Source organism: Pseudomonadota bacterium (genome assembly GCA_016195085.1).
Taxonomy (GTDB): Bacteria; Pseudomonadota; Alphaproteobacteria; order SHVZ01; family SHVZ01; genus JACQAG01.
The window spans coordinates 37,146-61,514 of sequence record JACQAG010000034.1 but is presented as its reverse complement, the minus strand read 5'-3'; the positions used below and the strand labels follow the sequence as shown (position 1 = coordinate 61,514).

General features: G+C 67.4%; 23 protein-coding genes. 8 read left to right on the top strand and 15 right to left on the bottom strand.

Annotation, left to right across the window (positions count from 1 at the left end; all coding sequences use genetic code 11):
- Positions 1–4: 4 nt before the first annotated feature.
- Together HY058_10630 and HY058_10625 are read right to left on the bottom strand one after the other, a co-directional pair.
- Entirely contained in the window at positions 5–1,069 is a 1,065-nt protein-coding gene (locus tag HY058_10630; GenBank protein ID MBI3497745.1) for a zinc-binding alcohol dehydrogenase family protein, read from the bottom strand.
- 27 nt (positions 1,070–1,096) lie between these two features.
- Positions 1,097–2,014 carry a catechol 1,2-dioxygenase gene (locus HY058_10625; GenBank protein ID MBI3497744.1) on the bottom strand — a complete coding sequence of 306 codons (918 nt, stop codon included), beginning with the start codon at positions 2,012–2,014 and terminating at the stop codon, positions 1,097–1,099.
- A 203-nt stretch (positions 2,015–2,217) separates the two neighbouring features.
- Here HY058_10625 and HY058_10620 point away from each other — a divergent pair, with 203 nt between their 5' ends.
- The 3 genes from HY058_10620 to HY058_10610 all read left to right on the top strand — a co-directional run bounded on the left by HY058_10620 (position 2,218) and on the right by HY058_10610 (position 3,879).
- Positions 2,218–2,853 carry a TetR/AcrR family transcriptional regulator gene (locus HY058_10620; GenBank protein ID MBI3497743.1) on the top strand — a complete coding sequence of 212 codons (636 nt, stop codon included), beginning with the start codon at positions 2,218–2,220 and terminating at the stop codon, positions 2,851–2,853.
- A complete protein-coding gene (locus tag HY058_10615; protein MBI3497742.1) occupies positions 2,850–3,335 on the top strand; it encodes an SRPBCC family protein in 486 nt (161 codons plus the stop codon). Before HY058_10620 ends, HY058_10615 begins: the two co-directional genes overlap by 4 nt.
- Positions 3,336–3,405: 70 nt before the next feature.
- Complete coding sequence (locus tag HY058_10610; protein ID MBI3497741.1) at positions 3,406–3,879, top strand: VOC family protein; 474 nt, start codon at positions 3,406–3,408, stop codon at positions 3,877–3,879.
- A 17-nt stretch (positions 3,880–3,896) separates the two neighbouring features.
- Here the strand turns inward: HY058_10610 and HY058_10605 are convergent, their stop codons facing one another.
- A complete protein-coding gene (locus HY058_10605) occupies positions 3,897–4,352 on the bottom strand; it encodes a GNAT family N-acetyltransferase (protein MBI3497740.1) in 456 nt (151 codons plus the stop codon).
- Positions 4,353–4,599: 247 nt separating this feature from the next.
- Here HY058_10605 and HY058_10600 point away from each other — a divergent pair, with 247 nt between their 5' ends.
- Positions 4,600–4,851: a type II toxin-antitoxin system prevent-host-death family antitoxin gene (locus tag HY058_10600; GenBank protein ID MBI3497739.1), complete on the top strand. Its 252-nt coding sequence runs from the start codon at positions 4,600–4,602 to the stop codon at positions 4,849–4,851.
- Positions 4,852–4,899: 48 nt separating this feature from the next.
- Here the strand turns inward: HY058_10600 and HY058_10595 are convergent, their stop codons facing one another.
- From HY058_10595 to HY058_10585, 3 genes are all read right to left on the bottom strand, one after another.
- A complete protein-coding gene (locus HY058_10595; protein MBI3497738.1) occupies positions 4,900–5,385 on the bottom strand; it encodes a cupin domain-containing protein in 486 nt (161 codons plus the stop codon).
- Positions 5,386–5,487: 102 nt separating this feature from the next.
- Positions 5,488–5,973 (bottom strand): cupin domain-containing protein, encoded by a 486-nt coding sequence (locus HY058_10590; GenBank protein ID MBI3497737.1) that lies wholly within the window; start codon positions 5,971–5,973, stop codon positions 5,488–5,490.
- A gap of 58 nt (positions 5,974–6,031) precedes the next feature.
- Positions 6,032–8,056: an aminopeptidase P family protein gene (locus tag HY058_10585; protein MBI3497736.1), complete on the bottom strand. Its 2,025-nt coding sequence runs from the start codon at positions 8,054–8,056 to the stop codon at positions 6,032–6,034.
- Positions 8,057–8,365: 309 nt separating this feature from the next.
- On the opposite strand from HY058_10585, the gene HY058_10580 reads away from it, so the two are divergent.
- Complete coding sequence (locus HY058_10580; GenBank protein ID MBI3497735.1) at positions 8,366–8,734, top strand: DUF1127 domain-containing protein; 369 nt, start codon at positions 8,366–8,368, stop codon at positions 8,732–8,734.
- 71 nt (positions 8,735–8,805) lie between these two features.
- Here the strand turns inward: HY058_10580 and HY058_10575 are convergent, their stop codons facing one another.
- On the bottom strand, positions 8,806–9,720 hold the full coding sequence (locus HY058_10575) for a 50S ribosomal protein L11 methyltransferase (protein MBI3497734.1): 915 nt from the start codon (positions 9,718–9,720) through the stop codon (positions 8,806–8,808).
- A gap of 192 nt (positions 9,721–9,912) precedes the next feature.
- On the opposite strand from HY058_10575, the gene HY058_10570 reads away from it, so the two are divergent.
- Complete coding sequence (locus HY058_10570) at positions 9,913–10,185, top strand: hypothetical protein (GenBank protein MBI3497733.1); 273 nt, start codon at positions 9,913–9,915, stop codon at positions 10,183–10,185.
- A gap of 151 nt (positions 10,186–10,336) precedes the next feature.
- Here the strand turns inward: HY058_10570 and HY058_10565 are convergent, their stop codons facing one another.
- The 4 genes from HY058_10565 to HY058_10550 all read right to left on the bottom strand — a co-directional run bounded on the left by HY058_10565 (position 10,337) and on the right by HY058_10550 (position 14,777).
- Entirely contained in the window at positions 10,337–12,616 is a 2,280-nt protein-coding gene (locus HY058_10565; protein ID MBI3497732.1) for a UvrD-helicase domain-containing protein, read from the bottom strand.
- A 136-nt stretch (positions 12,617–12,752) separates the two neighbouring features.
- Complete coding sequence (locus HY058_10560) at positions 12,753–13,841, bottom strand: GGDEF domain-containing protein (protein ID MBI3497731.1); 1,089 nt, start codon at positions 13,839–13,841, stop codon at positions 12,753–12,755.
- A gap of 64 nt (positions 13,842–13,905) precedes the next feature.
- A complete protein-coding gene (locus tag HY058_10555; GenBank protein ID MBI3497730.1) occupies positions 13,906–14,412 on the bottom strand; it encodes a thioesterase family protein in 507 nt (168 codons plus the stop codon).
- A gap of 149 nt (positions 14,413–14,561) precedes the next feature.
- Positions 14,562–14,777: a hypothetical protein gene (locus HY058_10550; protein ID MBI3497729.1), complete on the bottom strand. Its 216-nt coding sequence runs from the start codon at positions 14,775–14,777 to the stop codon at positions 14,562–14,564.
- Between the two features lie 52 nt (positions 14,778–14,829).
- On the opposite strand from HY058_10550, the gene HY058_10545 reads away from it, so the two are divergent.
- Positions 14,830–16,491, top strand: a complete 1,662-nt coding sequence (locus HY058_10545; protein MBI3497728.1) for a hypothetical protein — start codon at positions 14,830–14,832, stop codon at positions 16,489–16,491.
- An 85-nt stretch (positions 16,492–16,576) separates the two neighbouring features.
- A complete protein-coding gene (locus tag HY058_10540; GenBank protein ID MBI3497727.1) occupies positions 16,577–18,499 on the top strand; it encodes a hypothetical protein in 1,923 nt (640 codons plus the stop codon).
- Between the two features lie 178 nt (positions 18,500–18,677).
- On the opposite strand, the gene HY058_10535 is transcribed toward HY058_10540, so the two are convergent.
- The 4 genes from HY058_10535 to galE are packed head-to-tail and all read right to left on the bottom strand — an operon-like array spanning position 18,678 to position 24,367.
- Positions 18,678–18,914 carry a hypothetical protein gene (locus HY058_10535; protein ID MBI3497726.1) on the bottom strand — a complete coding sequence of 79 codons (237 nt, stop codon included), beginning with the start codon at positions 18,912–18,914 and terminating at the stop codon, positions 18,678–18,680.
- Positions 18,915–18,956: 42 nt separating this feature from the next.
- On the bottom strand, positions 18,957–20,738 hold the full coding sequence (locus tag HY058_10530; protein ID MBI3497725.1) for an ABC transporter ATP-binding protein: 1,782 nt from the start codon (positions 20,736–20,738) through the stop codon (positions 18,957–18,959).
- Positions 20,739–20,769: 31 nt separating this feature from the next.
- Positions 20,770–23,337, bottom strand: coding sequence for a glycosyltransferase (locus HY058_10525; GenBank protein MBI3497724.1), 2,568 nt, complete (start codon positions 23,335–23,337; stop codon positions 20,770–20,772).
- 25 nt (positions 23,338–23,362) lie between these two features.
- Positions 23,363–24,367, bottom strand: a complete 1,005-nt coding sequence (gene galE / locus HY058_10520; protein ID MBI3497723.1) for a UDP-glucose 4-epimerase GalE — start codon at positions 24,365–24,367, stop codon at positions 23,363–23,365.
- Positions 24,368–24,369 lie beyond the last annotated feature (2 nt).

Below are 24,369 nucleotides of genomic sequence, written 5' to 3'. Positions count from 1 at the left end.
ACCGTCACCGGGCCGGTTCCGGCATGAGAAAGACGCGGGTGCCTGCCCCGCCCATGACCCTCTGGTAGGCGGATGCCGCCTCCTCCAGGGGGAAAACCGAGTCCTCCGCCACCGGGAAGGGTTTGAGCAGGCCTGCCTCGAATCCGGGCCTCAGCTCCTCCAGGAGGCGGGCCGAGGCGGCGGCATCGAGCGCCAAGGTATCGATGCCGACATAGACCCGCCGGCCGCGGTAGAACTCGAGGATGTCGAAGGGAACGGTCCGCTCGAAGGTGGAGATCAGGATCTGCCGCCCGCCCAGCGCCATCGCCTTGTTCGCCGCATCGAAATACGGGCTGCCGACGGTGTTGAAGACGATGTCCGCGCCATGCCCGGCCGTTGCGTCCTGCACTCTTCTGGCAACATCTTCGCTGGCGGCGTCGATGACCTCGACCGTGCCCGCGGCATGGCCGGAAAAATCCCCGCTGCGGCGCACCACCGCCATCACGCGGGCCCCCTTCATGCTGGCGATCTGGACCGCGGCCTGCCCGACCTTGCCCTGGGCTCCCATGACCAGCACGACCGCGCCAGCGCCGATTCCGCCCGCGGCGCGGAAACCTTCGAGAGCGGTCACGAACGGGACGCCGATCCCGGCCGCCTCGATGAGCGACAGGCGTGCGGGCTTGGCGCGAACCTCATCCTCGTCCAGGACGAGGAGGCGGGCATGGGTTCCCTCGCGGCGAATGCCGAGATCGCCGCCGCTGCCCCAAACCTCCAGGCCGAGGAGCCGGGGCGGCCCTTCGATGACCGTGCCCGCAAAGTCGCGGCCGGGCGTGCGCGGCCAGACGGCATGGGGCATGAGGCCGAGGGCCGCCTTGGCATCGCTCGGATTGACTGCGGCGGCATGAACGGCGACGAGGCATTGGCCGGGCCCCAGCCGCGGACGCGGCAGATCTTCCACGCGGAACTGCAGCCGTTCGAGGTCCGGCGCCTTCTCGCCGAGCCGCAAGGCCCGATAGCGGCCAGGCGTGCCAGGGACCGGCGCGTGGCTCGCCCGGCACTTCGCCGCCCCTGCCGGGGATGCCTCGGGCATCGGTTCCTCGGCCGGCAAGACGCACCCCTAGGGGATCGGCGGGACGGGGAAGGTCGGGGTCCCCTTGGCCAGCACGAAATCGTATTCGAGGCTGAAGAAGGGCGGTGCTGCGCCGGGATGCGCCGGATCCGGGCGGTCATGGCGGTGGAGGCCGCCCATGAGCCCGGGCGTGGCGCTGAAGACGACGTCGCTCGCAAGCTCCGCCTCGGCGTCGGTGAAGACTTGGGTGACGAGGGTGCGGTGGCCTTCGGCGGAGACGATGAAATGCAGATGGGCCGGGCGGTAGGGATGGCGCCGCTGGGCGCTGAGCAGCACCCCCACCGGCCCGTCCGTGGGCACGGGATAGCGGGCCGGCCGGACCGTGCGGAACCGGTATCGGCCCTCGCCATCGGCGCGGAAACGGCCGCGCAGATTCATGTCGGCCTGGCCCTGGTCCTGGTTCTCGTAAAGGCCCACGGGCGATGCCTGCCAGACGTCGAGCACGGCGCCGGCGATGGCCCCACCCTCGGCATTGCGCACCTGCCCCGCGACCATGAGCGTCGGCCCCGGCGCCTCCGAACGCGCGATGCTGTCGCCGGCCGCGCACCAGGGTGCCGCACCCCGGTAGAACGGGCCGAGCAGTGCGGTCTCGCTCTCCACACCGGTGCGGTTCACCTGATCGACCAGGGCGGAGACGCCGATCACGTCGGCGAACAGCACGACCTCGTTCTTGGCGGCGGTGGTGTGGTGGCCGAGGTCGACCAAAAACCGCAACGCCTGCTCATATTCCTCGGGCGTGGGCTGGAGCTCGCGCACGAGCGCATGGGCATGGCGGACGATCGCCGCCATGATCGCCCGCACGCGCGGATCGGCGGTTCCTGCCATCGCCTGGAGGACGCGCTCGGTGAGGCTGTCGGCCGGATCGGGCCCGGGGTGCCGATGACGCCGCGGGGTTGCACTCGACATGCGCGGCACCTCCTCTTCAATGCCAGTCCGGAACGATAGTCCCGCCCCGAACCCTGTCAAGGCGGGGCTGCCACCTTGGCCGACCTTGTGCGATGGCCCTAAGCCATTGAGTGATCGACAAAATTGATCCTGCCGTGCAATGCCCTTGACGGGCGCCCGGACCTGCACGACTATACATACCAACCAGTTGGTATGATAAAGCGATGAAAACCAGAGACGGCGCTGCGACACGAACAAGGCTGCTCGATGCGGCCCGCGATGCGATCCGCGCCAAGGGCTACGCGGCGACGACGGTGGACGACATCTGCTCGGAGGCGGGTGTCACCAAGGGCGGTTTCTTCCACCACTTTGTGAGCAAGGAGCAGCTGGCGATCGCGGCGATCGAGCGGTTCGGCGCGATGGCCGCGACGATCTTCGGTTCGGCGCCCTACGGCGCGAAGCTCGACCCGCGCGACCGGGTGCTGGGCTACGTCGATTTTCGCGCCTCCATGCTCGAATGGGACATCCCACATTTCACTTGCCTCTTGGGCACCACGGTGCAGGAGGTCTACGCGACCCACCCGGACATTCGCGCCGCCTGCGAGGCAGGTATGTCTGCTCATGTGGCGGAGCTGGTGCGGGACATCGAGGCCGCCAAGCAGCACTACGCGCCCGATGCGCCGTGGAGCGCCGAGAGCGTCGGCTACTTCATGCAATCCGTTCTGCAAGGAGCCTTCATCTTCGCCAAGGCGAAGCAGAGCCCCGAGGTCGCCGCCGCGTGCCTTCAGCATCTCAGGCGTTATCTGGAAACGCTTTTGAGCCCACCGTCACCAGAGAAGAAAAAGAGGAATAGACGATGACCACCACGGACAAGGCGACGCCGGTCTCCGATCGCGACCTGGTGCTTACCCGCATCTTCGACGTGCCGCGCGAGAAAGTTTACAGAGCATGGACCGATCCCGAGCTTCTGAAGCAGTGGTTCGCGCCGCTGCCCTACACCACGCCGGTCGCCGAACTCGACGTCCGGCTGGGCGGCTCGAATCTGATCGTCATGCGCAGCCCCGACGGCAAGGACATGCCGAACCGGGGCGTCTATCTCGAAGTCGTCGAGAATGAGCGATTGGTCTTCACCAATGCCTATACGAAGGCATGGGAGCCGTCGGAGAAGCCGTTCATGACGGTGATCCTGACCTTCGAGGCTCTTGGCGGCGGCAAAACCAAATACACCGCACTCGTCCGCCACTGGACCGTTGCGGACCGCGAGATGCACGAAAACATGGGCTTCCACAAAGGCTGGGGCCAATGCGCCGACCAGCTCGCGGCCCTCGTCCAGAAGCTCTAACGCTACTACCGGGCTCTCGAATTCCATGATGAAGCGGCAGCGGCAATCCTCTGACTGAGTGGACACCACCATGCAAAAGATCACCCCGTTCCTGTGGTTCGACGGCAAAGCCGAAGAGGCGATGCATTTTTATGTTTCGATCTTCAAGAATTCGAAGGTCGGGAGCGTGACCCGCTATGGAGACGCCGGGCCCGGAGCGAAAGGGACGGTCATGTCCGCGACCTTCCAGCTCGATGGCCAGGAATTTTTCGCGCTCAACGGCGGCCCGCACTTCACCTTCACGCCGGCGATATCGTTCTTCGTGAACTGCGAGACACAACAGGAAGTCGACGAGCTGTGGGAGAAGCTGTCCGCAGGCGGCGAAAAGAACCGATGCGGTTGGCTCAAGGACAAATTCGGCCTGTCATGGCAAGTCATCCCCTCGCTCTTGGGCACGCTGTTGCAGGACAAGGATCCCGAGAAGTCGCAGAGAGTCATGAAGGCGATGATGCAGATGGATAAGATCGATATAAAGAAGCTGCAGCAAGCATACGACCAGGGATGACTCCGCGGGCGCGGCCCTCAGCCGAGTCTCTTCCTGAAAAACACCCGCTCATACCCCGACTGCTCGCCGCGACCCGTCTCTTCGTATCCCAGGCGAGGGTACATGGCGATGTTCTCGCGCATCTTCTGATGCGTATAGAGGCGGATCTCGCCGTATCCCCGCCTCCGCGCCTCTGCCTCGGCGAAGCCGATGAGAACGCGACCGAGACCCTTGCCTCGGCTCCGCGGATCGACGGCGACGTTGTCGAGCAGGACATGGTCGGCCTCGAACAGCAGGACGAGAATGCCCGCGACGACGCCGGCATCGACGAGCACCCAAACTGCGCGCTCCTTGATGCGCTCGGCATAGTCGTCGAGCATCGGTCCCGGCGGCTTGCCGATGCGCTCGATGTATTTCGTGTAGGCATCGCGGACGATGCGTTCGACGGCGGGCAGATCCGCGGGCTCGGCGAGTCTGATGTCGGAAAGGATCATGCCCGCTGGTCAACATCCATTGATGCGCCTGGACGACAGAGTAGCCCCGTTCGCTCGCCTGCGTCCTCGTCCGACTGGTACCATCTCGGCCATGCGCAGTGCGAGCCCCGCAATACCGATGGATGGCGAGAGCGCCATTTCCATCAGGTTTCCCGCCGGATCGGCCGTCGCGTGCCTCGCGGATTTCCACCGCCACATACCACAGCCTCTGTTATGAGTAGGCTACAAACAATTCGGTGAAGAACGCATGGCTGAGGTCGGTGTCTCCAAGGCAAAGATGCTGTTGGCCCGACTGCTTGCGCGGGTCGAGCGCGGCGAAGAAATCACGATTACTCGGCATGGACGCGCGATTGCCTGGCTGGTGCCGGCTGGGCAACGGCACGACGTGGCGCGCGCGTGGGCGGCAGCCGCCGGGCTACGCGAGCTCGCCCGAGAGATGCGGCTCGATCGCAACGACTGGAGCGAGTGGTTAGGGTATCGGGACAAGGGTCGGCGATAGAGCCGATGACCGGGCAGATCGGCGACCCGTTCATAACGCAACAGATCCTCAGCGCACCCGCGCTGTCACGCGGCCATCATGGGCGCCAAGCGGTCGCGTCGGCGCATCGTGCCAATAATTCGGCCGGTCGCGCCGTTCCGGGTTGATCGGAAAGGCGATGCGATCCCCGGACCGACGCTCACCCACCACGAGGAGTCGCACGGGCGCATCGGAGTTGTTGAGAACGCTATGCGCGATCCCGGTCCCGGACGGGAATGCGATGCCATCTCCTGGCCCGAGGGCGTGCAAGACGCCATCGATCCACACATCCGGGTGGCCCTCGATGACGAACACGAATTCTTCCTGCTCGCTGTGAGCGTGCGGGAAGCTCGTGCGGTGGCCCGGAGGGATGACGTCGTGGTTCACGCCGATCCGTGCCAGCCCGAGCGTCTTGCCGAACGGCGCGCCGGCGAATTCGAGATCATCGGCACCGTAGGATCGTTCGATCTCGCGGTAGTGGCGGATGAAGGCGGGGCGCTCGGGTTTTGCAGGCACGGCCTCACTCCCACGCCATGGTCGTGCGGACGATGCCCTCGACAGCCGGCAGATCCGCCGGCTCCGCCGCTCTGATGCCGACCGTAGGATTCGTTTCGAAGCTCATCGACGCCGCGGCGTCGGCCGACCGTCATGGGCGCCCAGCGGCCGCTGCGGCGCATCGTGCCACCAGTTCGGCCGCTCCCGTCGCTCCGGGTTGACCGGATAGATGACGCGATCCTCGGGCCGGCGCTCGCCGACGATCAACAGCCGCACGGGAGCGCCGGAGTTGTTGATGAAGCAGTGCGCAATGCCGGTCCCAGCCGGAAACGCGACACCATCGCCCGGTTCGAGCCCGTAGAGATCGCCATCGATCCACACATCGGGATGGCCCTCGACGACGAACACGAATTCCTCATCTTCGCTGTGAGCGTGCGGAAAGCTCGAGCGATGGCCCGGCTGAATGATCTCTTGATTGACGCCGATCCTTGCAAGGCCGAGGGCGCTGCCGAACGGGGCTGCCATGGCTTGGAGGTTGTTTTCACCGACGGATCGTTCGATCTCGCGGTAGTGACGGATGAAGGCGGGGCGCTCACGGCTTCCAGTCATCTGGCCTCTCGCTCATTGTTCACCCGGCCCGGCATTGCGCAGGCGAAGGCGTCGATCCTCACCTCACCGGCGCCGTCGCCGCCGCGAGCCAGAGGGCGGTCTCGTGGTCGACCAAGGGCGTGATCGTCTCGCGCACGCGGGCGTGGTAGGCGTTGAGCCAATCGAGCTCGCCTTCGGTCATCAGCGACGGCTCCACCAGATTGCGGTCGATCGGCGCCAAGGTCAGCGTCTCGAAGCCCAGCATGTCGCGTTCGGCGCCGTTCTCCTTCGGCAGCTCGACGACGATGACCAGATTCTCCACGCGAATGCCGTAGGCGCCGGTCTTGTAGTAGCCGGGCTCGTTGGAGACGATCATGCCGGGCTTCAATGCCTGGGTGTTGGGCAGCTTGGAGATCCGCTGCGGGCCTTCATGCACGCTCAAATAGCTGCCGACACCGTGGCCGGTGCCGTGATCGAAGTCGAGGCCCGCCTCCCAGAGCGGCCGGCGCGCCAGCGCATCGAGCTGGCTCCCGGTGGTGCCTTGGGGAAACCGCGCGGTCGCCAGCGCGATGTGGCCCTTGAGCACGCGGGTGAAGCGATCCTTGGGCTCGGGGCCGACCTCGCCGACCGCGATGGTGCGGGTGATGTCGGTGGTGCCGTCGAGATACTGCGCGCCGGAATCGACGAGATAGAGCTGGCCGGGTGCCAGCTTGCCCTGGCTTTTAGGCTCGGCGCGGTAATGCACGATGGCGCCGTTCGGCCCGGCGCCGGAGATGGTGTCGAAGCTGAGATCGCGGAAATGCTCATTGGCGCCGCGCAGCGCCGCCAGCCGATCGGAGGCCTCGATCTCGCTCAAGCCGCCCTGCGGCGCCCGCTCGGCGAGCCAGGCGAGGAACCGGGTGACCGAGGCGCCGTCGCGCCGATGCGCGCGCCTGGTGCCGTCGAGCTCGACCGAATTCTTGCACGCCTTCGCCAGCTGGCAGGGATCGGGCCCGCGCACGATCGTGGCGCCGGCCTCGCTCAGGCGGTCGAAGACCCAGGCGGGCGCGGTCGAGGGATCGACCAGGACCCGCTCTTTGGCGCGCTCGGATAGGCCGGCGGCGAATTCCCCGGGCGGGCGCACGCTGACGGCATTGCCCAGCCGATCGCGCGCCGCCGGCGTCAGCTTGCGCGGATCGATGAAGAGATCGACCTGGCCCTCGCTGTCGACAACCGCGAAGGAGAGCGGCAAGGGTGTCCGCGGCACGTCGCGTCCGCGCACATTGAGCGCCCAGGCGATCGAATCCGGCAAGGTCAGCACCACCGCATCCGCCCCCGCCTTCTTGACCGCCTCGCCGACGGCGCGGCGCTTCTCGGCCGCCTCCACGCCGGCGAAGTCGAGGGCATGGGGCACCACCGGACCCAGAGGCGGCGGCGGCTGATCCCGCCAAACCGCATCCAAGGGGTTGCCATCGACCGGGGCCAGGACGGCACCCACGCGCTCGGCGGCGGATTTGAGCTTGGCGATCGCATCCACCGTGTGCAGCCAGGGATCGTAGCCGAGGCGCTGGTCTTGCTTCAGGTGCAGGGCCAGCCACGCCTCGGGCGGCTGGTCGGTCAGATGCTGCGGCTCGAACAGCGGGACATTCACTTGGCCGCGAACCTGGAGGGTGTAGCGGCCGTCGACGAAGATCGCGGCCCGCTCCCTGAGCACGACCGCGAGCCCGGCGGAGCCGGAAAAGCCGGTGAGCCAGGCGAGGCGCTGGGCGCGCGACGACACATATTCGCCTTGGTGCTCATCGGCGCGCGGTACCAGGAAGCCATCGAGCCCGCGGCGCGCGAGCTCGGCGCGGAGAGCGGCAACCCGCTCCGCCGGCGCCGCTCCGGGGGCGCCCCGGGTGGCGCCAGAGGCGGCGATCTCCGCCTTGAGCGCCCGGAGCTCGGCCACCAGGTCCGGCGATAAATCGGCGCCGATGAGCGCCAGCCAGGAATCGTCCGTCTCTGGCAACGCCGAGGCCGCCACTCCGGCCAGCAGGTCGCGGATGGATGAGACCGCCGGGGAAAGGCCCTGCTTGGCGAGGAGCCCGCTCAAGCCCGCGTCCCCCTTATACGCGCTCCGCCGCATCGACACGCTCAATGCTCCTTGATCGAGGCTGGGAGGGGTTGCAGGGGGCGCCCTCGCAGCCTTTCCGGGCCGCCCCGAGGAACCTAAGGCGGCGGTGGCGGGGTGGCAAGCCTATGCCCAGAATTCGCCACAAATTCCAAGGGGGTCATGCGGTTACGGCAATGCTGCAATGCAATAAATCGGCTGAACAACCGGGCTTGGAACGCCTATTTACGGGGGGCGCTGGTGTCTCCGGCGTTCACACGAGTTGTAAGACCCTACAAAGGAACCGAACCCATGAATGATTACGGAATTACCCAGTTTGGGTGGATGGGTCGGTCCGCGACTTCTACAGAGGCCAGCCGGATCGACCACCTTGCCATCGAGCGCGAGGCACGCCAGCTGCGGGACGAGAATCTCGCAGCCGCGCTGTCGACGTTCGGGCGCGTGGTCGGGCGCTTGGCCCGCCGCGTCGCCGCTTGGCGCGAGCGCCGGGCGACCTATGCCGAGCTGGTGCGCTTGGATGACCGCATGCTGGCCGATATCGGCCTCAACCGCGGTGAGATCCAGGCCGCCGCCGAGTTCGGCCAGCTGCCGAGCCGCTCCCACGATGCGAGCATGGTCGATATCGGCGCGCAAACCAGCGAGCCCTTCATCGGCCGGCCGGCCAACTACAACCGCCCCTACAAGGCGGCGTAAGCGTCAGCGCCCTCCAGCGCGGATCGGAACGGCGGCCTCGAAAGGGCCGCCGTTCTGCTTTTTGGGGACGATCAATCGGCCCTGAGCCGGCGGGGCGCGCGGCGGACGACGAGGGTGTGCCAGCCGTCGATTGCGATCCGTGTTTGCAAGGTGAGGCCCTGCATGCGCTGGGCCGCAAGCACCTGGCGCTCCTGGGAGGCAAGCAGGCCCGAAAGCACGGCATGGCCGCCCGGGGCCAGGCGCCGGGCGAGCGGCCGGGCGAGGCGCATCAGCGGTCGGGCCAGCACATTGGCGAGAATGAGGTCGTAAGGCCCTCGGCGCCGGATCGCCGGGTTGGCGAAGCCTCGGCTCACGGCCATGCGAACCCAGCGGGCGAGGCCATTCGCTCGGGCATTGGCGCCTGCCACCTTGACGGCGACCGGGTCGATGTCGACGCCGAGCGTCGGACAATGCCAGGTCCGGGCGGCGGCGAGGCCGAGGATTCCGGTGCCGCAGCCGAGATCGAGCACGTGCCGCAGCCGCAGCCGGCGCTGCAGGCGATCAAGGGCGAGGAGACAGCCCCGCGTGGTCGCATGCTCGCCCGAGCCGAAGGCGGTCGCCGCATCGATGCGGAGCTGGATGCTGCCGGGCGGCGACGATCCCCGCCAATGGGAGCCGTGAATGAAATAGCGGCCGGCCTGGACCGGCGGGAACTCGCGGTAGTTGGCCGCGACCCAATCGATCGCCGGCACGGCATGGATGCTGGGGGCGGGAACCGGCAGTCCCGAGGCCGCCGCCGCCAGCTCGAGGGCCAGTGCCAGCCCGGCGGGGTCGGGCGCCTGGTTGGCGAAGGCCTCCACCCGCCAGGCGCAAGACCCGGCGACCTCGACCGTAGCCACCGCCTCGGCCAGCCCGTCGAGGGCGGCGGCAAACACCGCCAATGCCCGTTCCGGCACCTCGAATTCGATGCGCCAGCCGGCGATGACGCTGCCGCGGGGGCCGGTCATCGGCTGGGGTTGGCGGCAAAACCGCGCCCTGGCGTCAGGGACCGCCTCATCGTTCGCGCGTCCATTCGGTCACGACAATGCCCTGGGCTCGGCCTGAAGCTGCCACGGATCCGCCGGAAAGCGCTCCTAGCTTTGATGGCGTCAAGGGACGCCAATCCGGCAGCCCACGCACCTTCGGAAGTGAGAAGACCCATGCTGAAACCCGTCGTCCTCGCCGTGTCGCTGAGCCTCGCTGCCTTGCCGGCGCTGGCGCAGACGGCCAGCCCGCCCGCGGCCGTCCCGCAGAGCGCCCCCAGCGCGACCGCTCCGGCGCAACCCTCGCAGCCCAGCAAAGCAGATGCACGCAAGGCGAAGTCCACGAGCAAGAGCGCCACCGCCAAGGCGAAAAGGCCGGCGACCACGGCCCATGCGAAGACCCACAAGACCACGAAGCCCGGCGATACCACCCAGAAGCCTGCTTCGTAAGGCCTCCAGACCACCAGCCGGCCAGCGCCTTTGCCCCCACCCCGCCCCTCCCCCACGCAAGCGTGGGGGAGGGGGTGAAAGCGCATCATCACTCCCTCCCTCGCCGTTAGGCGGGGGAGGGTCGGGGTGGGGGCACGCGCTGTCCCGCGGCTCACGCCTTGGCGACGAAGCTGTCGATCACCTTCTTCCGGCCAGCATGGTCGAAGGCGACCTCGAGCTTGTCGCCGGTGACGGTCTCGACCGTGCCGTAGCCGAATTTCTGGTGGAACACGCGCATGCCGGCGGCGTAGCTGGGCTTCGCCGACTCGGAGCCGAACACGCGGGCATCGGCTTCGATGAGCGGTGCGGCACCGTAATGGCGGCCCCAATTCTGGCGGCCGCTCGCAACTGCGATCCCGCTCCCGGCCCTGGCGCCCCAGGCCTCCTCGCCGAGGCCAAAGAGACCGTGGCCGGCGCCGGAGTAGAGGCCGGGCTCGCTCAGATAGTCGAGCGAGGCAGCAGGCATCTCGCCGACGAAGCGGGATGGGATGCTGGATTGCCAGAGATTGTGCACGCGGCGATTGGCGGCGTGGCTGATGAGCGCGCGGTGGCGGGCGCGGGTGAGGCCGACATAGGCAAGCCGCCGCTCCTCCTCGAGCCCCTTCTCGCCGTTCTCGTCCAAGGACCGGGGATGCGGGAACAGCCCCTCCTCCCAGCCCGGCAGGAACACCGTGTCGAACTCCAGGCCCTTGGCGCTGTGCAGGGTCATCATTGAGACCTGATCGCCATCGACCGCCTCGGCGTTCTCCACCACCAGCGCCACATGCTCGAGAAAGCCGGTGAGGCTGTCGAACGCCTCGATCGCGCGCACGAACTCTTTCAAATTCTCCAGGCGGCCGGGCGCCTCGATCGACTTGTCCGCCTGCCACATGCCGGTATAGCCGGATTCGTCCAAGACGATTCCCGCCAGCTCCGGGCCCGGCATGCCCTCGGCCAGCTTGCGCCAGCGATCGAAGTCCTGGATGAGCGCGGCCAAGGTGCGGCGCGCCTGGGGCTTCAGCTCGTCGGTCGCGATCAGGGCCCGCGTCGCGCGGGTGAGCGAGACCCCTTGCGCGCGGGCGGTCTTGTGGAGCGCGCTCAAGCTCGCATCGCCGATGCCGCGCTTCGGCACGTTGACGATGCGCTCGAAGGCGAGATCGTCGTCGGGCTGCGCCACCACGCGCAGATAGGCGAGCGCGTCGCGAATCTCCTGGCGCTCGTAGAAGCGCAGGCCCCCGATCACCTTGTAGGCGAGGCCCAGGCTGATGAAGCGCTCTTCGAATTCCCGGGTCTGGAAGCCGGCGCGCACCAGGATCGCCATCTCGGCGAGCCGCTCGCCCCGGCGCTGGAGGGCCTCGATCTCCTCGCCCACCGCGCGCGCCTCCTCCTCGCCGTCCCACACGCCCTGCACGCGCACCTTCTCGCCCTCGTTGGACGCGGTCCACAAGGTCTTGCCGAGCCGGCTCTGGTTGTGGGCGATCAGTCCCGCTGCCGCGGCCAGGATGTGCGGGGTCGAGCGATAATTCTGCTCGAGCCGGATCACGCGGGCGCCGGGGAAATCGTGCTCGAAGCGGAGAATGTTGCCGATCTCGGCACCACGCCAGCCATAGATCGACTGATCCTCGTCGCCGACGCAGCAAAGGTTGCGATGGCCTTGAGCCAAGAGTCTCAGCCAGAGATATTGCGCGACATTGGTGTCCTGGTATTCGTCGACCAGGATGTAGCGGAATTGCTGCTGATAGCTCCGCAGCACCTCGACCTGGGTCTGAAACAGCGTCACCGTGTGCAAGATCAGGTCGCCGAAATCGGCGGCGTTCAGCGTCCTCAGGCGCTCCTGATAGGCGCGGTAGAGCGCGACCGCGCGGCCGCCGGCGATCTCCCCCGCTTCCTCCGTGGGCACCCGGTCGGGGGTGAGCGCCTTGTCTTTCCAGCGCTGGATCACGCCCAAGACGACCCTGGCCGGCCATCGCTTGTCATCGATGTTGTGGGCGGCGATGAGCTGCTTCAAGAGCCGGATCTGGTCGTCGGAATCGAGGATGGTGAAGTTGGACCTGAGCCCGGCCAGCTCCGCATGCCGGCGGAGGATGCGCGTGCACAGCGCATGGAACGTGCCGAGCCACACCTGCTCGACCGCCGGGCCGATCATGGCGGCCACCCGCTGCTTCATCTCGCGCGCCGCCTTGTTGGTGAAGGTGACCGCGAGGATGTTCCACGGACGCGCGCGACCGGAGGCAAGCAGATGAGCGAGCCTGGCCGTCAGCACGCGGGTCTTGCCGGTGCCGGCGCCGGCCAGGACCAGGACCGGGCCGTCCTGCGCCTCGACCGCGTGGATCTGCGCCTGGTTGAGCCCGGCCAAATAGGGCAGCGGGCCGTTGGACTGCGGTGTTTCTAAGGGGGCGAACTCATCCGACATGCTGGGCTCAATATAAGGTGCCGAGGAAGCGGTGTCGCGTTTTCGCCGGTGCCCTAGACTCGTACAAGAGACAACGCGCTGGATGCCGGCTACGCGTGCCTCGCCCTTCGATAAGCTCTGAGACGGCCCAGCCGAATCAGCCGGCGCGGGCGCCTTTTTGAGCGACGGGCGGATCCGCCGCGGCGACCTCCTGGACGAGGCCTGCTGCTGCACCCCCTCCGGAGACGCGATTGCGGCCGCCGCGCTTGGAGGCGTAGAGCGCCTCATCGGCACGCTTGATCAGGTCCTCCATCGGCTCGCCCGGCTTCAAGGTACCGACGCCGATCGAGAGCGTGATGCTGCCGATGACGGTGCCGGTGTTTCTGACCGTGATCTTGCGCGACGCGATGGCGCCGCGGATGCGCTCGCCGACGTTGATGGCCTGCTCGTGCGTGGCCTTGGGCAGGATGACGGCGAATTCGTCGCCGCCGTAACGCGCCGCGGTGTCGCTCGGCCGCACGCTGTCATGCACGGTGCGCGCAACCAGCTTCAGCACTTCGTCCGCCAGCTGATGGCCGTGGACCTCGTTGAACTGCCGGAACTGGTCGATGTCGACCATGAGCAGCGAGAGCGGCTGCCCCAGCTCGACGGCCGTGCGCGCCGCTTCCTTCAAGCGATGATCGAAACGCTTGCGATTGGCCACACCGGTCAAGGGATCGGTCTCGGCCGCGACCTGGACGTGCTCCAGCCGCTTGCGCAGCCGCTTGACCTCGCGCGCCGAGTGCTCGAGCTCGCCCTGCAGCGTGCGATTGACCTCTTCCACCCGATGCGTCTCGGCCAAAAGCCGGCTCACCATCGCCTTCAGCGCCAGGTCGGCGATGCCCTCGGCGAGCGCGCCGCCGGCTTGGGCAAGCGTGCCGCTATAGCTGGCGCTGTGGCGTCCGAAGGCATCGACCTGATCGAGCAGGCGGACCAGGACCGCCTCCATGTCCTCGCCCGCCGCGGCGACGGTGAGACCATCGTGACCGAGAAAGCGCTGATACAGCTCGGCTAAGGTTGCCTCGTCGATCGGGCGCTTGACGGCGATGAGCGCATCCAGCGCCTGCCCCAGCTCCGGCCGCTGCCGGCTCGCATAGAGATACCAAAGCGCGAAATTCTGCGGCGTGGGGGCGACGCCGAGCTCGCCCATCTTGGCCAGGGCAGAGCGTGCCGTTTCCGCTACCTGCTCGGGTCGATCGTGCCGCACCCAACCCCCGTGAGCCGCGTCCGGCTACCATTAGCATAGGCCCCGGACCCATCAAACAAGCCGATCAGGCGGCGGTGCCGATGCCCGGCTTTTTCAGGGCGATGACGCGCCCGGCCTGGGGCGGTCGGGGGAGCCTTGCATGGCGGTCTGCCAATTGTCTGAGCCGCCCCAGCGCCGGCTCCGGAAAGGGCTGGCTGCGGCGCTGGAGGAGATCGACATGGAGGCCGAGAACTTCGTTGGTGGCGGCGAGAAACCCCGCCTCGGCATGGTACATGGCATGAAAGAAGTGCAGTCGCTTCTGGTCCACACCCAGAAGCTGCGTGGTGAACCGCATGGGATCGCCCGCCTTCAGCTCGCGCTCATAGGTGACATGGGCTTCGAGCACGAAGACCGCCTGGGAGGTCCGCTGGCGATGGGCCGTGCCGATGCCGAGATGGTTGAAAACCGTGTCGGTGGCGTTGTCGAAGGCCAACACATAGTAGGCGACGTTCATATGGCCGTTGGCGTCGATCCATTCCGGACGCACCCGCTCCTCATGCAGCCGCAAGAGATCGTCGCCATCGCCATGCATGGGCGAAAGCTTAGCCGAAATTGGCCGGGTCGGCGAAAGCCGATGGGCTCCGCGCCAGGCCAGTCGCCACCGTCATGCCGATGCGCGGCAACCGCACCCCGGCGCTTCTCCTTGGCGCGCGCGGCGAGGCGGCGGAGTATGATATTCTGTCATTTCTCGCCGTCGGGCAGTTGCCGATCCTTCTGCTGCCCGCCCCGTTGAAACCGGTCCATCGCCGGCTCGCCGAGGCGGCAGTCCTGTGGGTCGGCGGCAAGGACGGCGAGCCAGGGGGAAACGAACGAATATGCCGTCCAAGCCGGCAAGAACCACCGCCCGCGCGTGAGCACGCGAATCCGCTCCGCCCCGTCGACATCGCTCGCCGCCACGAGGGGCACCGGCGCTTGGCGTCGTCGCGGGCTGATCTTCGTTGGCGGCGCGATGACCGCCGCCTTCGCTTATGTCTACACCCTCGGCCAGAATCCGAACTTCCAGTACTTCCTGATGGGTGCCAGCGGCCTCCTGACCGTTTTCGCGGTCACCATCGACATGATCGCCTCGCGGCGGATCCGCCGCCAGGGCGGCCTTTCCTCCTTCCAGGCCGGCGCCTCGAAGGGGCCGGGGGCGGCCGCCGGCCGCCTGTGGGTGCAGGCCGAAGGCATGCGCCTGTCGGGCCGCCTTGCCGATGCCCGCAAGCTCTACGACGAGGCCGGGGCCCTGTTTCAGGAGGTCAAGGATCAGCGCGGCCGCGGTCTTGCCGTGCTCGGCGAGGGCGAGGCGGAAGAGGCCATGGGCCAGCTCGACACCGCCCTCGAGCGCTACACCCGCGCGCATGAAATCTTCGAAGAGGCCAAGGACCCCCGCGAGCAAGCGAAGGCCCTCCTCCGCCTGGGCTCGCTCCTGGCCAAACGCAACACCCACGATACCGCCCGGGCGAACTTCGAGACCGCGCGCGATCTCTTCGCCCGCGAAGGCGACCGCTTCGGCGAGGGCGAGGCAGCGCTCGGCGCCGGCGAGATGTCGCTCAAGCTCGGCAGCCCCGAGGAGGCCGCCACCAGCTTCGATTTCGCCCGCTTCGCCTTCAGCCAGTCCGGCGACCGCTTGGGCGAGGCGCATGCGCTGGTGTGCCATGGCGACATGAACCGGCAGCGCCGGGATACGGGCGAGGCGTTCAACCGCTACGAACGGGCGCTCACCATCTACAAGACCGTGAGCGATCCCTTGGGCGAGGCGGTGGTGCGCCAGGCGCTGTCCGAGATGATGCGCCTCATGGAGCGCGTCGCCGGGGCCAAGGAAATGGCGATGGCCGCGGTCGAGCTGTTCAAGACCGCCGGCAGGCGCATCGGCGAGGGCGATCTCTTGTCCGGGCGCGGCGACCTGAAGCGGGCACTTTCCCGGTTCGACAGCGCGCGCCTGTCGGGCACGCAGGCGGCCAACCTCTTCGTCGAGGCGAGCGACAAGGCGAGCGAAGGCCGGGTCAATATCGGGCTCGGCGAGATGGAGCGGCTGCTCGGACATTTCTCCGAGGCGCGCAACCACTACGAGAAGGCGCGCGCCCTGTCGCGCGCGGTCGAGGATCCCGGGCTCGGCGCCGACGGACTGAAAGGCATCGGCCATATCGAGCGCCAGCAGGGCAAGGCGCGGCAAGCCCGCGATCTGTTGCGCCAGGCCTACATTCTCTATCGCACGCTGGGCGGCCAGCGCGAGCAGGTGCAGGCGCTGCTCGATCTCGGCCAGCTCGACGTCATGATGGAAAGCTATGACGTGGCGCGCGTCACCTTCACCCATGCGCGCGCGCTCTTGGCCAAGCTCGGCGACCAGACGGGCGAGGCCAAGGCGATGCGCGCCATCGGCGACCTCGAAATGGTCCGCGGCCAGCTGGTGCGCGCCAGGGAAGCCTATGCCGAGGCCCGCGTCCTCTATCAGCAGGTGGGCGATCGCGTCGGCGAGGCGGACGTACTGGTGATGCTGGGCGTCTCCTCGATCGAGCTCGACAGCGCCACCTCGGCCGCCATGCTCAGCTTCTCCGCGCGCCTCTACCGCGCCGTCGGCCTCATCGACTGGCAGCGCCGCGCCCTCAGCTACGCGCAGCGGGTGAAATAGCGGTCCCAGCGGCACGAAGTCGCCGCCCCCTCAGGTCAACTCTTGGACAGAGCGGGCGCCATCGGGCAGTATCGCCGGCCGCAACATGACTCGCTCGCTCTGCCGCCTGGCGCGTCTTGCCTTCCTCCTCCTCGCGCCGATGCCGGCCGAGGCCGCTTCCGGCTGTCCCGACATCGCCCAAGCGCCGTCGAGCCGCTGGAGCATCGAGCGCGATCATGCGGCCTTTTGGCTCACGACTCCCTGCGGCGAGCGCTTCTTCTCCCTCGGCGTCAACGTCGTCGATGGCGGCGTCGTCTACGGCGAGGGCGGACGCCACTATGACTGGCGACGGACCGATCCATCCTTGCCGGCCTGGGCCGAGCGGGCGCGCCGGCAGCTCCAGGGCTGGGGCTTCAACACCAGCGGCGGCTGGTCGCTCGGGCCGGAACTGTTGAAGATGCCCTTCCTCGTCAACCTGGAGCTGGGCCGGCTCGCGCGCTTCCACTGGTTCGATCCGTTCGCGCCGGAGACCGAGCTCAGGATGCGGCGGCTGGCCGAGCGGCTGGTCGCTCCCTACCGCGGCAACCGGCTGAGGATCGGCTACTTCTCCGACAACGAGGTCGGCTGGTGGCGCGGCACCTTGTTCACCTTCTACATCCAGGAGCCCCCCCGGAGCTTGACCAAGCAGCGACTGATCGAGCGCCTGGTCGAGCACTACCGCGGCGACTGGAAGCGCTTTGCCGAGGATTTTCTGCCACCCCCCGGCATCGCCTCCTTCGGCGAACTCCTGGTGAGCGAGGGAGAGCCGGTCGGGCTCAAGCCCGGCGGCGGCGGCATCGGCTTCGTTAGGCGCTGGACCCGCGAGGTGACGGAGCGCTACTACCGCTTGGCCGCGGAGGCGATCCGGGCCGCCGACCCGGAGGCGCTGTTCTTCGGCGATCGGCTGCCGATCTACTACGACCCGGAGGCGGTCGCCGCCATGGCGCCCTGGGTCGACGCGATCGCCACCAACTACAACCTCGACAGCCCCGACGGCTGGCTGGCGCATTACTTCTTCGACGGTCTCGACGCCTTGTCAGCGGGCCGGCCCTTCATGGTCTCCGAATGGTTCTTCGCCGCACGGGAAAACCGCTCGGGCAACGTCAACAGCGGCCATCTCATGACCGTGGCAACCCAGAAAGAGCGCGCCGCCGGCGCGGCAGCGGCAACGCGACGCTTCGCGCGCCTCCCGAACCTCCTCGGGCTCCATTGGTTCCAGTATCACGACGATCCCTATGGCGGTCGCAATGACGGCGAGGATTATAATTTCGGCCTCGTCGACAATGACGACCACGCCTACGGGGAGCTGACCCAAGCGCTGAGCCAGGCCAATAGCGAGCTGCCGGCGCTCCACGCCGAGGCCGGTCGCAAGGCGCCGCACGAGTTCCACGGCATTCCCAGGGCCGAGATCGTCGTCGGCGACGGGGTGCTGACGGAATGGCCGAAGGAGCGCGCCTTGTTGCCGAGGCTGCTCTCCCCGCCGGGCGAGGTGCCGTTCGGCGAAGCCTATCTCGCCTGGGGGGCCAAGGGCCTGTCGCTCGCCTTCATCGGCATGGACTACTATGACCTGCAGCTCCTGGACTACGCCGGATCGTTCCCGCGGAGCGAGAGCATGCGCATCGATCTCGGCATCGATGGCGGTGCCGGACCGCGCCGGTTCTCGCTCTTCGCCGTGCCGCCGCGCGCGGCGGCCGGGAAAGGCTGGATCGAGATGCGCGTCGAGCTATGCCTGTGGGACGGTGCCGTCTGCCGGAGCGTCGAGGGTGCGGAGACCAGCTACTTCGGCGCCGACCAACCGCGCGTCACCACCGAGCTCACCATCCCCTGGTCGGCGATCGGTCTTGCCGGACCACCCTCCGAACCGCGGCTCAGGCTTGAGCTGGCGGCGACCGCCTGGTATCGCTCGCGCTGGATGTCGCTCTCCGGCCTGGCGCCGGATCGGGCGATGGCCGACAGCGCAAGATGGCGCGAATTGCCGCTGCTGCCTTAGCGACCTGGACTCTACGTGCCCGGAGCAAGGACCCTCACCCGCCTCGCTTCGCTCGGCACCCTCTCCCGCAGTGCGGGCGAGGGGCTCAATGTAGGCCGCCTTAGCCCCTCGCCCGCGATGCGGGAGAGGGAGGGGCCCGCGCAACGCGCGGGAGGATGAGGGTCGGCTTCCGCCAGTCTCAGAGATAAACTCCGCGATCCAGGATGATCGCGGTGTATTCCTTGTAGGTCATGCCGAGCTCCTCGGCCCGCTTCAAGCGGCGCATCATGATTTCATGGCCGGGATTCTTCCACGCCCGGCGATGCGCGCGCTTCCAGCAATAGTAGTTCCAGTCGCTCGGGCCGGGCGGCTCTTCGATGGGCGGGCCGCCATTGTGGCCGATCGAGGCCGGGGGACTGGCCGAAAGGGCATCCATGACCGAACTATATCGCAAGCGCCATGCCAACCAGGGTGCGGCTCAGGCGGGCGGTGCAGCTTGCTTGTCCCGCTCCTGGAATTGCGTGCGGTAGAGCTGCGCGAAGGCGCCGTTGCGACGAATCAGCTCGGCGAAGGGACCGCTCTCGACGATGATGCCGTCGCGCAAGACGACGATGCGATCGGCATTGACCACGGTCGACAGCCGGTGGGCGATGGTGAAGGTGGTACGGCGGCTGGTGAGCGCGGCGAGGCCGGCCATCACCTGGGCTTCGGTCTCGGCATCGAGCGAGGATGTAGGCTCGTCCAGGATCAGGAAGCGCGCATCCATGAGAATCGCCCGGGCGATGGTGAGCCGCTGCTTCTCGCCCTCCGACAAGGTCGCGCCGCCCTCTCCCACCTGCGTGTCATAGCCCTGCGGCAGCCGTCCGATCATCTGATCGATCCGCGCCAGACGGGCGGCTGCTTCGATCTCGGCCTGGCTCGCCTCCGGCCTTCCATAGGCGATGTTGTCGCGGATCGAGAGGGGAAAGATCAGCGGCGGCTGCAGCACCATCGCCACCTGGCGGCGCAAATCCTTGAGCTGGAATTCGCGAATGTCGATGCCGTCGATCTCGATGGCGCCGGAGGTCGGGTCGAAAAACCGCGGCAGCATGCCCAGCATCGTCGACTTGCCCGCACCGGTCGGCCCGACCACGGCGATCCGCTCGCCCGGCGCCACGTCGAGATCGATCGCGCGCAAGACCGAGACATCAGCGTGGTAGTGGAAGGCGACGCCGCGCCAGGTAACGCGCCCGGCGAGGGCATTGGCGGCCAAGAGCCGGACGCCGTCCTTGAGGTCGGGCTCGACATCGAGGAGCTCGAAGACCCGGCGGGCGCCGATGCGGGCACCCTGGATCTGCCCCCAGGTCTGGCTCATGGTGTTGATGGGCCCATAGAGCGAGGCGAGGTAGGTGACAAACACCAGGAGCTGGCCGAGGCTCAGCCGGCCGCCCAACACCGCCTCGGCCCCGGCATAGAGCACGAGCGCGGTGCCGAACGCGATGATGGTGTTGACGATCGCGGAATAGGCAGTCTGCCAATTATATAGGCGGAGATTGGCATCCATGCTGGCGCGGCTCGCGGCCAGGAAGCGCTTGCGCTCCTCCTCCTCCTTGCCGAAGGCCTGCACCACCTTGATGGCGCCCATCGCCCATTGCACGACCGAGTAGACCGCCGCCTCGTGGCGCTTCATCGCCTCGGCCGCCTCGACGATCGGCCGATCGAGGAGATGGATGACGAGGTAGAGGATCGGGCAGACGACGATGGCGAGCAAGGTCAGGCTCGGATCCATGCCCCACATCACCAGGAACATGCCAGCGAGCAACGTCGCCGCCTGGAGGACCGGGAGCACGCCGTTCAGCATCAAGGTCTGCACCGCATAGGTGTCGGCGGTGATGCGGTACATGAGGTCGCCCAGCCGCTGGCGGCTATGGAACAACAGCGACAGCCGCTGCAGATGGCCGTAGAGGTCGCCGCGGATGTCGTTCACCATGCTCTGGCCGATGCCGATGGAGACGTAGTTGCTCCACATGCTGATGAGCCCGATCAGCGCCTGCACGGCGACCGTGGTGGCCACGGCGGCGAGGAGAAGGGACGTCGGCGACCAATCCTCGAGGATCGCTAGCCCGATCGGCGTGCGGCCCAGCACGTTGTCGACCACGACCTTCAAGGGCCAGGGCTTCAAGAGCTCGGTCGCGGTGATCGCCAGCATCTGGAATATGCTGAGCAGGAACAGCCAGCGATAAGGCCGGAGATAGGGCAGAACCTTGCGAAAGGTGCTCATGACGCGCTGACGTCGCTCCCAACCGTCCGCGTCACGATGCGGCGTTCGGGCGGTCCGAGATGGAAATGAGCTGCTCGCGCCCGGCGACGATCTCGATCACCCGGTGCAGCACGCGGCCGAGCCGCACGGTCTCGTAGACGACGAAGCCGGAATTCATCAGGCCGACCGCCACCGCCATGATCGCCAGCATGTTCCAATCGAAGAGGAAGCAGGCGGCCGCCAGGCCCGCATAGGAGCGGAGCGCCAAGGCCGACAGCCGCGACAGCCGGAGCGCGCAGCGTACCCTGAGGAGCCGCTTCGATCCGCCGTGATTCTCGCCCACTACCTTGATCTCCGATCGCGCCCACAGGCCGCGGCTCACCTTAAGATCCCAGTTGCTCCAGCCCTGGTCGATGATGACGAAGTATTTGCGCGGGGTGAGGAAGCTGTAGATGCCGTTGAGCAGCGCCTCCTTCTCGATGCCAACCTCGTTCCAGTAGCTCAAGGTGAAGGCGCGATCGGGAAGGTGCCATTGCACCTGCTGGCGCGGCGGGGCGTATTGGATCGGCTCGACCTCGGTCAGCCCCTTGATCCGCCACTTCAAGCGCTCCCAGCCGCGGACCAGGGGGCCGAGATAGATGAGGAGCGCCACCAGGGCGCGCGCGCGAAGCCCCCGGAAGCGCGGCTCGATCGGCGCGCGCAGGCTGCCGGCGATGGCGATGGCGAAGGACAGGAGGAGCGGTATCAGCCCGAACCACATGGAGCCGCCGAAGAGGAGTGCCGCGGCCGCCAGCGGCCAGGCAATCACGTTCCATTCGAGGGTCAAGGGCAGGAAGGCGGCGATCGAAGACGGCGGCTCGTACAGCGTTTGAAACAGCCCGCGGCCGAACACGCCCGCATAGATCAAGGGCCGCCTGGAGATGAGCAGCGAGGCGGACAGGTCGCCGTAGATGCGCCCAAGCCAGCGCGCCTGGCCGAAGAGATTGAAGCGAAAGGGGTGCTTCGCGTAGACGAGGGCCTCGGCCTTGCCGTAGCCGCGCTGCTGGCCGATATAGGCACCGACCGTGTTGCGCCGGAAATGCCAGACCACCGCCGCCGGGCTGAAGCCGATGGTGTAGCCGGCGAACTGCAGGCGCCAGCACAAATCGACATCGTCGCCGGCCGCCCGGAACAACGGATCGAAGCCGCCGATCTCGGTCAGTAAATCGCGGCGAAAGGCCATGTTGCAGCCGGCGATGTGCTCGGCCACGTCGTCCGACAGGAGCACATGGGTGGGACCGCCGGGCGAGACGGCGACCGCGGCGGGCACCAGTTCCTCCTCGGGCGGAGGAAAATTCGGTCCGCCGACGGCGGCCAGGCTGGAGGACAGCATCTTGGCGACGAGATATGTCAGCCAATCCGGATCAACGACGCAGTCCGAGTCGGTGTAGGCGACGATCTCGCCGGTCGAGTGCTCCATGCCGACATTGCGCGCAGCACTGAGGCCTTTGTTCTCCTGGCTGACGATCTGCAGGAACGGGTATTTCTTGGCGTAGCGCTCGGAGATCTCGAGGGTGCGATCCTTGGAGCCATCGTTGACGACGATCACCTCGAAATTCGGATAATTGAGGTGCTCGAACGAGGCCAGGCACTGGTCCATGGTGCGCTCGGCGTTGTAGGAGCAGATCACCACCGAGACCTTGGGATAGCGCGGCAGGCGCGGCGGCAGCGCGGTCTTGTATACCGACTGCACCGCGTGGAAGGACGGCTTCGGCGCCCGCTCGCGGGTGACCAGCCCGAAGGCCCAGTCTTCGATGACATAGCCGCCGGTGAACCACTCGTCGGTCCAGGAGAAGATGCAGGTGCCGGCGGCGCCGAGCTCGTAGGCAGCCGCGATCTGCCAGCGCAGGGTCTCGGCCTGCAGGGCCGCACCCTCGCGCATGGAATCCATGCCGAACTCGGTCAGCACCACCGGCCGATCCACCGCCAGGTTGTGCAGCCGCATGAGGTAGCTGCGGAAATCCGCCTCGCGGTGCAGATAGACGTTGAAGGCAAGAAAGTCGGCGAAGTCGAGGTTGAGATATTCGGTTGAGGGATAGTTGGCGTAGCTGACGAGGGCATCGGAATCGATGTCCTTGGCGACCGAGGAGAGATCCTTGAGGAAGCCGCGGATCTTCTCGGGCCCATGCCAGCGCACGATGTCGGGCGAGATTTCGTTGCCGACGAGGTATCCCAAGATCGCCTTGTGGCCGGCATTGGCCCGGACCCCGGCGCCGATCGCCTCGCGGATGCGCCGCTTCTCCTCGGCATCGTCGAGAAAGGCCACATGCTGCGTCCAGGGAATGCCGACGAGCGCGCTCATTCCCCAAGCCTCGCAGCGGTCGAGGAACCAGCCGGGCGGCGTGGTGAAGACGCGCACGGTGTTGACGCCAAGATCGGCCATCAGCGCCAGGTCGCGCTCCACCATCGGGCGCTCCGGCACCTGGGCGCCATGGCTACCGGGCCCGAAAGGCCCGTAGGTCACGCCTTTGAGGTAGTGCTTCTCGGCGCCGCGGAAGAAGAATTTTCCGTGCACGGTGATCCGCCCGCCGACCGCCGCTTGCGGGCGATCGACGGGTTGATAGGCAAGAGCGCTGTTCATCGCGCGGGTTTAGCCGATGCTCAAGTCAGCGCACGGCAGCCGCCCGCGGCGGAACGACGCGGCGGGAATGCCAGCCAAGCGCCGTCTCGACGATGGAGTCGAGATCCGAGCGCAGCGGACGCCAGCCGAGAAGGCCCAAAGCCTTGCCCGCATCGGCTACCAGCACCGGCGGATCGCCGGCACGGCGCGGCGCGCGAACCAGGGGAACGCCGAGGCCAGTGAAGCGCTCGACGGTGCGGATCACCTCATGCACGGAGTGGCCGGTGCCGGTGCCGAGATTGACGTTGAAGCTGCCGCCTTCGGTCAGGAGGTGCCGCAAGGCCAGCACGTGGGCATCGGCGAGATCGCTCACATGGATGAAATCGCGGATGCAGCTGCCGTCGGGCGTGGGCCAGTCCGTGCCGAAGAGCTGCAGGGCCGGCCCCTGGCCGAGAGCTGCCTGGATGGCGAGCGGAATGAGATGGGTCTCGGGCTTATGGTCCTCGCCGATCTCGCCATCGGGATCGGCGCCGGCAGCATTGAAGTAGCGCAGATTCGCGTGGTGGATGCCGTAGGCTTGGCCGTACCAGGCGAGCAGCCGCTCGGCCATCAGCTTGGATTCGCCATAAGGGCTGACGGGAACCTGCGGATGCTCCTCCACCACCGGAACCCGGTTCGGCTTGCCATAGGTGGCGCAGGTCGAGGAGAACACGATGGTGTCGGCGCCCACGTCACGCATCGCGTCCAGGAGCGTGACCGTGTTCACCACGTTGTTGTGGAAATAGTCGGCCGGCTTTTCCATGGACTCGCCGACATAGGCATAGGCGGCGAAATGCATGACGCAGCGCACGCGCTCGGCGCTCATGACCGCCCGCAGCCGTCCGGCATCGGCTAGATCGCCTTCGACCAGCGGTCCCCAGCGCACCGCCTCGGCATGGCCGTTCACGAGATTGTCGTAGACGATCGGCCGGAAGCCCGCCCGGGAGAGCGCCTTGCAGGCGTGGCTCCCGATATATCCGGCACCGCCGGTGACCAGCACGCTGGCGCTCATCG

Bases quoted from the DNA above. Each gene is read 5' to 3' on its own strand.
- HY058_10555 (MBI3497730.1), bottom strand. From the start codon at position 14,412: ATGCATGGCGATGGCGACGATCTCTTGCGGCTGCATGAGGAGCGGGTG.
- HY058_10605 (MBI3497740.1), bottom strand. From the start codon at position 4,352: ATGATCCTTTCCGACATCAGACTCGCCGAGCCCGCGGATCTGCCCGCC.
- HY058_10525 (MBI3497724.1), bottom strand. From the start codon at position 23,337: ATGAACAGCGCTCTTGCCTATCAACCCGTCGATCGCCCGCAAGCGGCG.
- HY058_10620 (MBI3497743.1), top strand. From the start codon at position 2,218: ATGAAAACCAGAGACGGCGCTGCGACACGAACAAGGCTGCTCGATGCG.
- HY058_10545 (MBI3497728.1), top strand. From the start codon at position 14,830: ATGACCGCCGCCTTCGCTTATGTCTACACCCTCGGCCAGAATCCGAAC.
- HY058_10590 (MBI3497737.1), bottom strand. From the start codon at position 5,973: ATGACTGGAAGCCGTGAGCGCCCCGCCTTCATCCGTCACTACCGCGAG.
- HY058_10580 (MBI3497735.1), top strand. From the start codon at position 8,366: ATGGGTCGGTCCGCGACTTCTACAGAGGCCAGCCGGATCGACCACCTT.
- HY058_10615 (MBI3497742.1), top strand. From the start codon at position 2,850: ATGACCACCACGGACAAGGCGACGCCGGTCTCCGATCGCGACCTGGTG.
- HY058_10575 (MBI3497734.1), bottom strand. From the start codon at position 9,720: ATGACCGGCCCCCGCGGCAGCGTCATCGCCGGCTGGCGCATCGAATTC.
- galE (MBI3497723.1), bottom strand. From the start codon at position 24,367: ATGAGCGCCAGCGTGCTGGTCACCGGCGGTGCCGGATATATCGGGAGC.
- HY058_10530 (MBI3497725.1), bottom strand. From the start codon at position 20,738: ATGAGCACCTTTCGCAAGGTTCTGCCCTATCTCCGGCCTTATCGCTGG.
- HY058_10600 (MBI3497739.1), top strand. From the start codon at position 4,600: ATGGCTGAGGTCGGTGTCTCCAAGGCAAAGATGCTGTTGGCCCGACTG.
- HY058_10585 (MBI3497736.1), bottom strand. From the start codon at position 8,056: ATGCGGCGGAGCGCGTATAAGGGGGACGCGGGCTTGAGCGGGCTCCTC.
- HY058_10610 (MBI3497741.1), top strand. From the start codon at position 3,406: ATGCAAAAGATCACCCCGTTCCTGTGGTTCGACGGCAAAGCCGAAGAG.
- HY058_10630 (MBI3497745.1), bottom strand. From the start codon at position 1,069: ATGCCCGAGGCATCCCCGGCAGGGGCGGCGAAGTGCCGGGCGAGCCAC.
- HY058_10535 (MBI3497726.1), bottom strand. From the start codon at position 18,914: ATGGATGCCCTTTCGGCCAGTCCCCCGGCCTCGATCGGCCACAATGGC.
- HY058_10625 (MBI3497744.1), bottom strand. From the start codon at position 2,014: ATGTCGAGTGCAACCCCGCGGCGTCATCGGCACCCCGGGCCCGATCCG.
- HY058_10540 (MBI3497727.1), top strand. From the start codon at position 16,577: ATGACTCGCTCGCTCTGCCGCCTGGCGCGTCTTGCCTTCCTCCTCCTC.
- HY058_10570 (MBI3497733.1), top strand. From the start codon at position 9,913: ATGCTGAAACCCGTCGTCCTCGCCGTGTCGCTGAGCCTCGCTGCCTTG.
- HY058_10565 (MBI3497732.1), bottom strand. From the start codon at position 12,616: ATGTCGGATGAGTTCGCCCCCTTAGAAACACCGCAGTCCAACGGCCCG.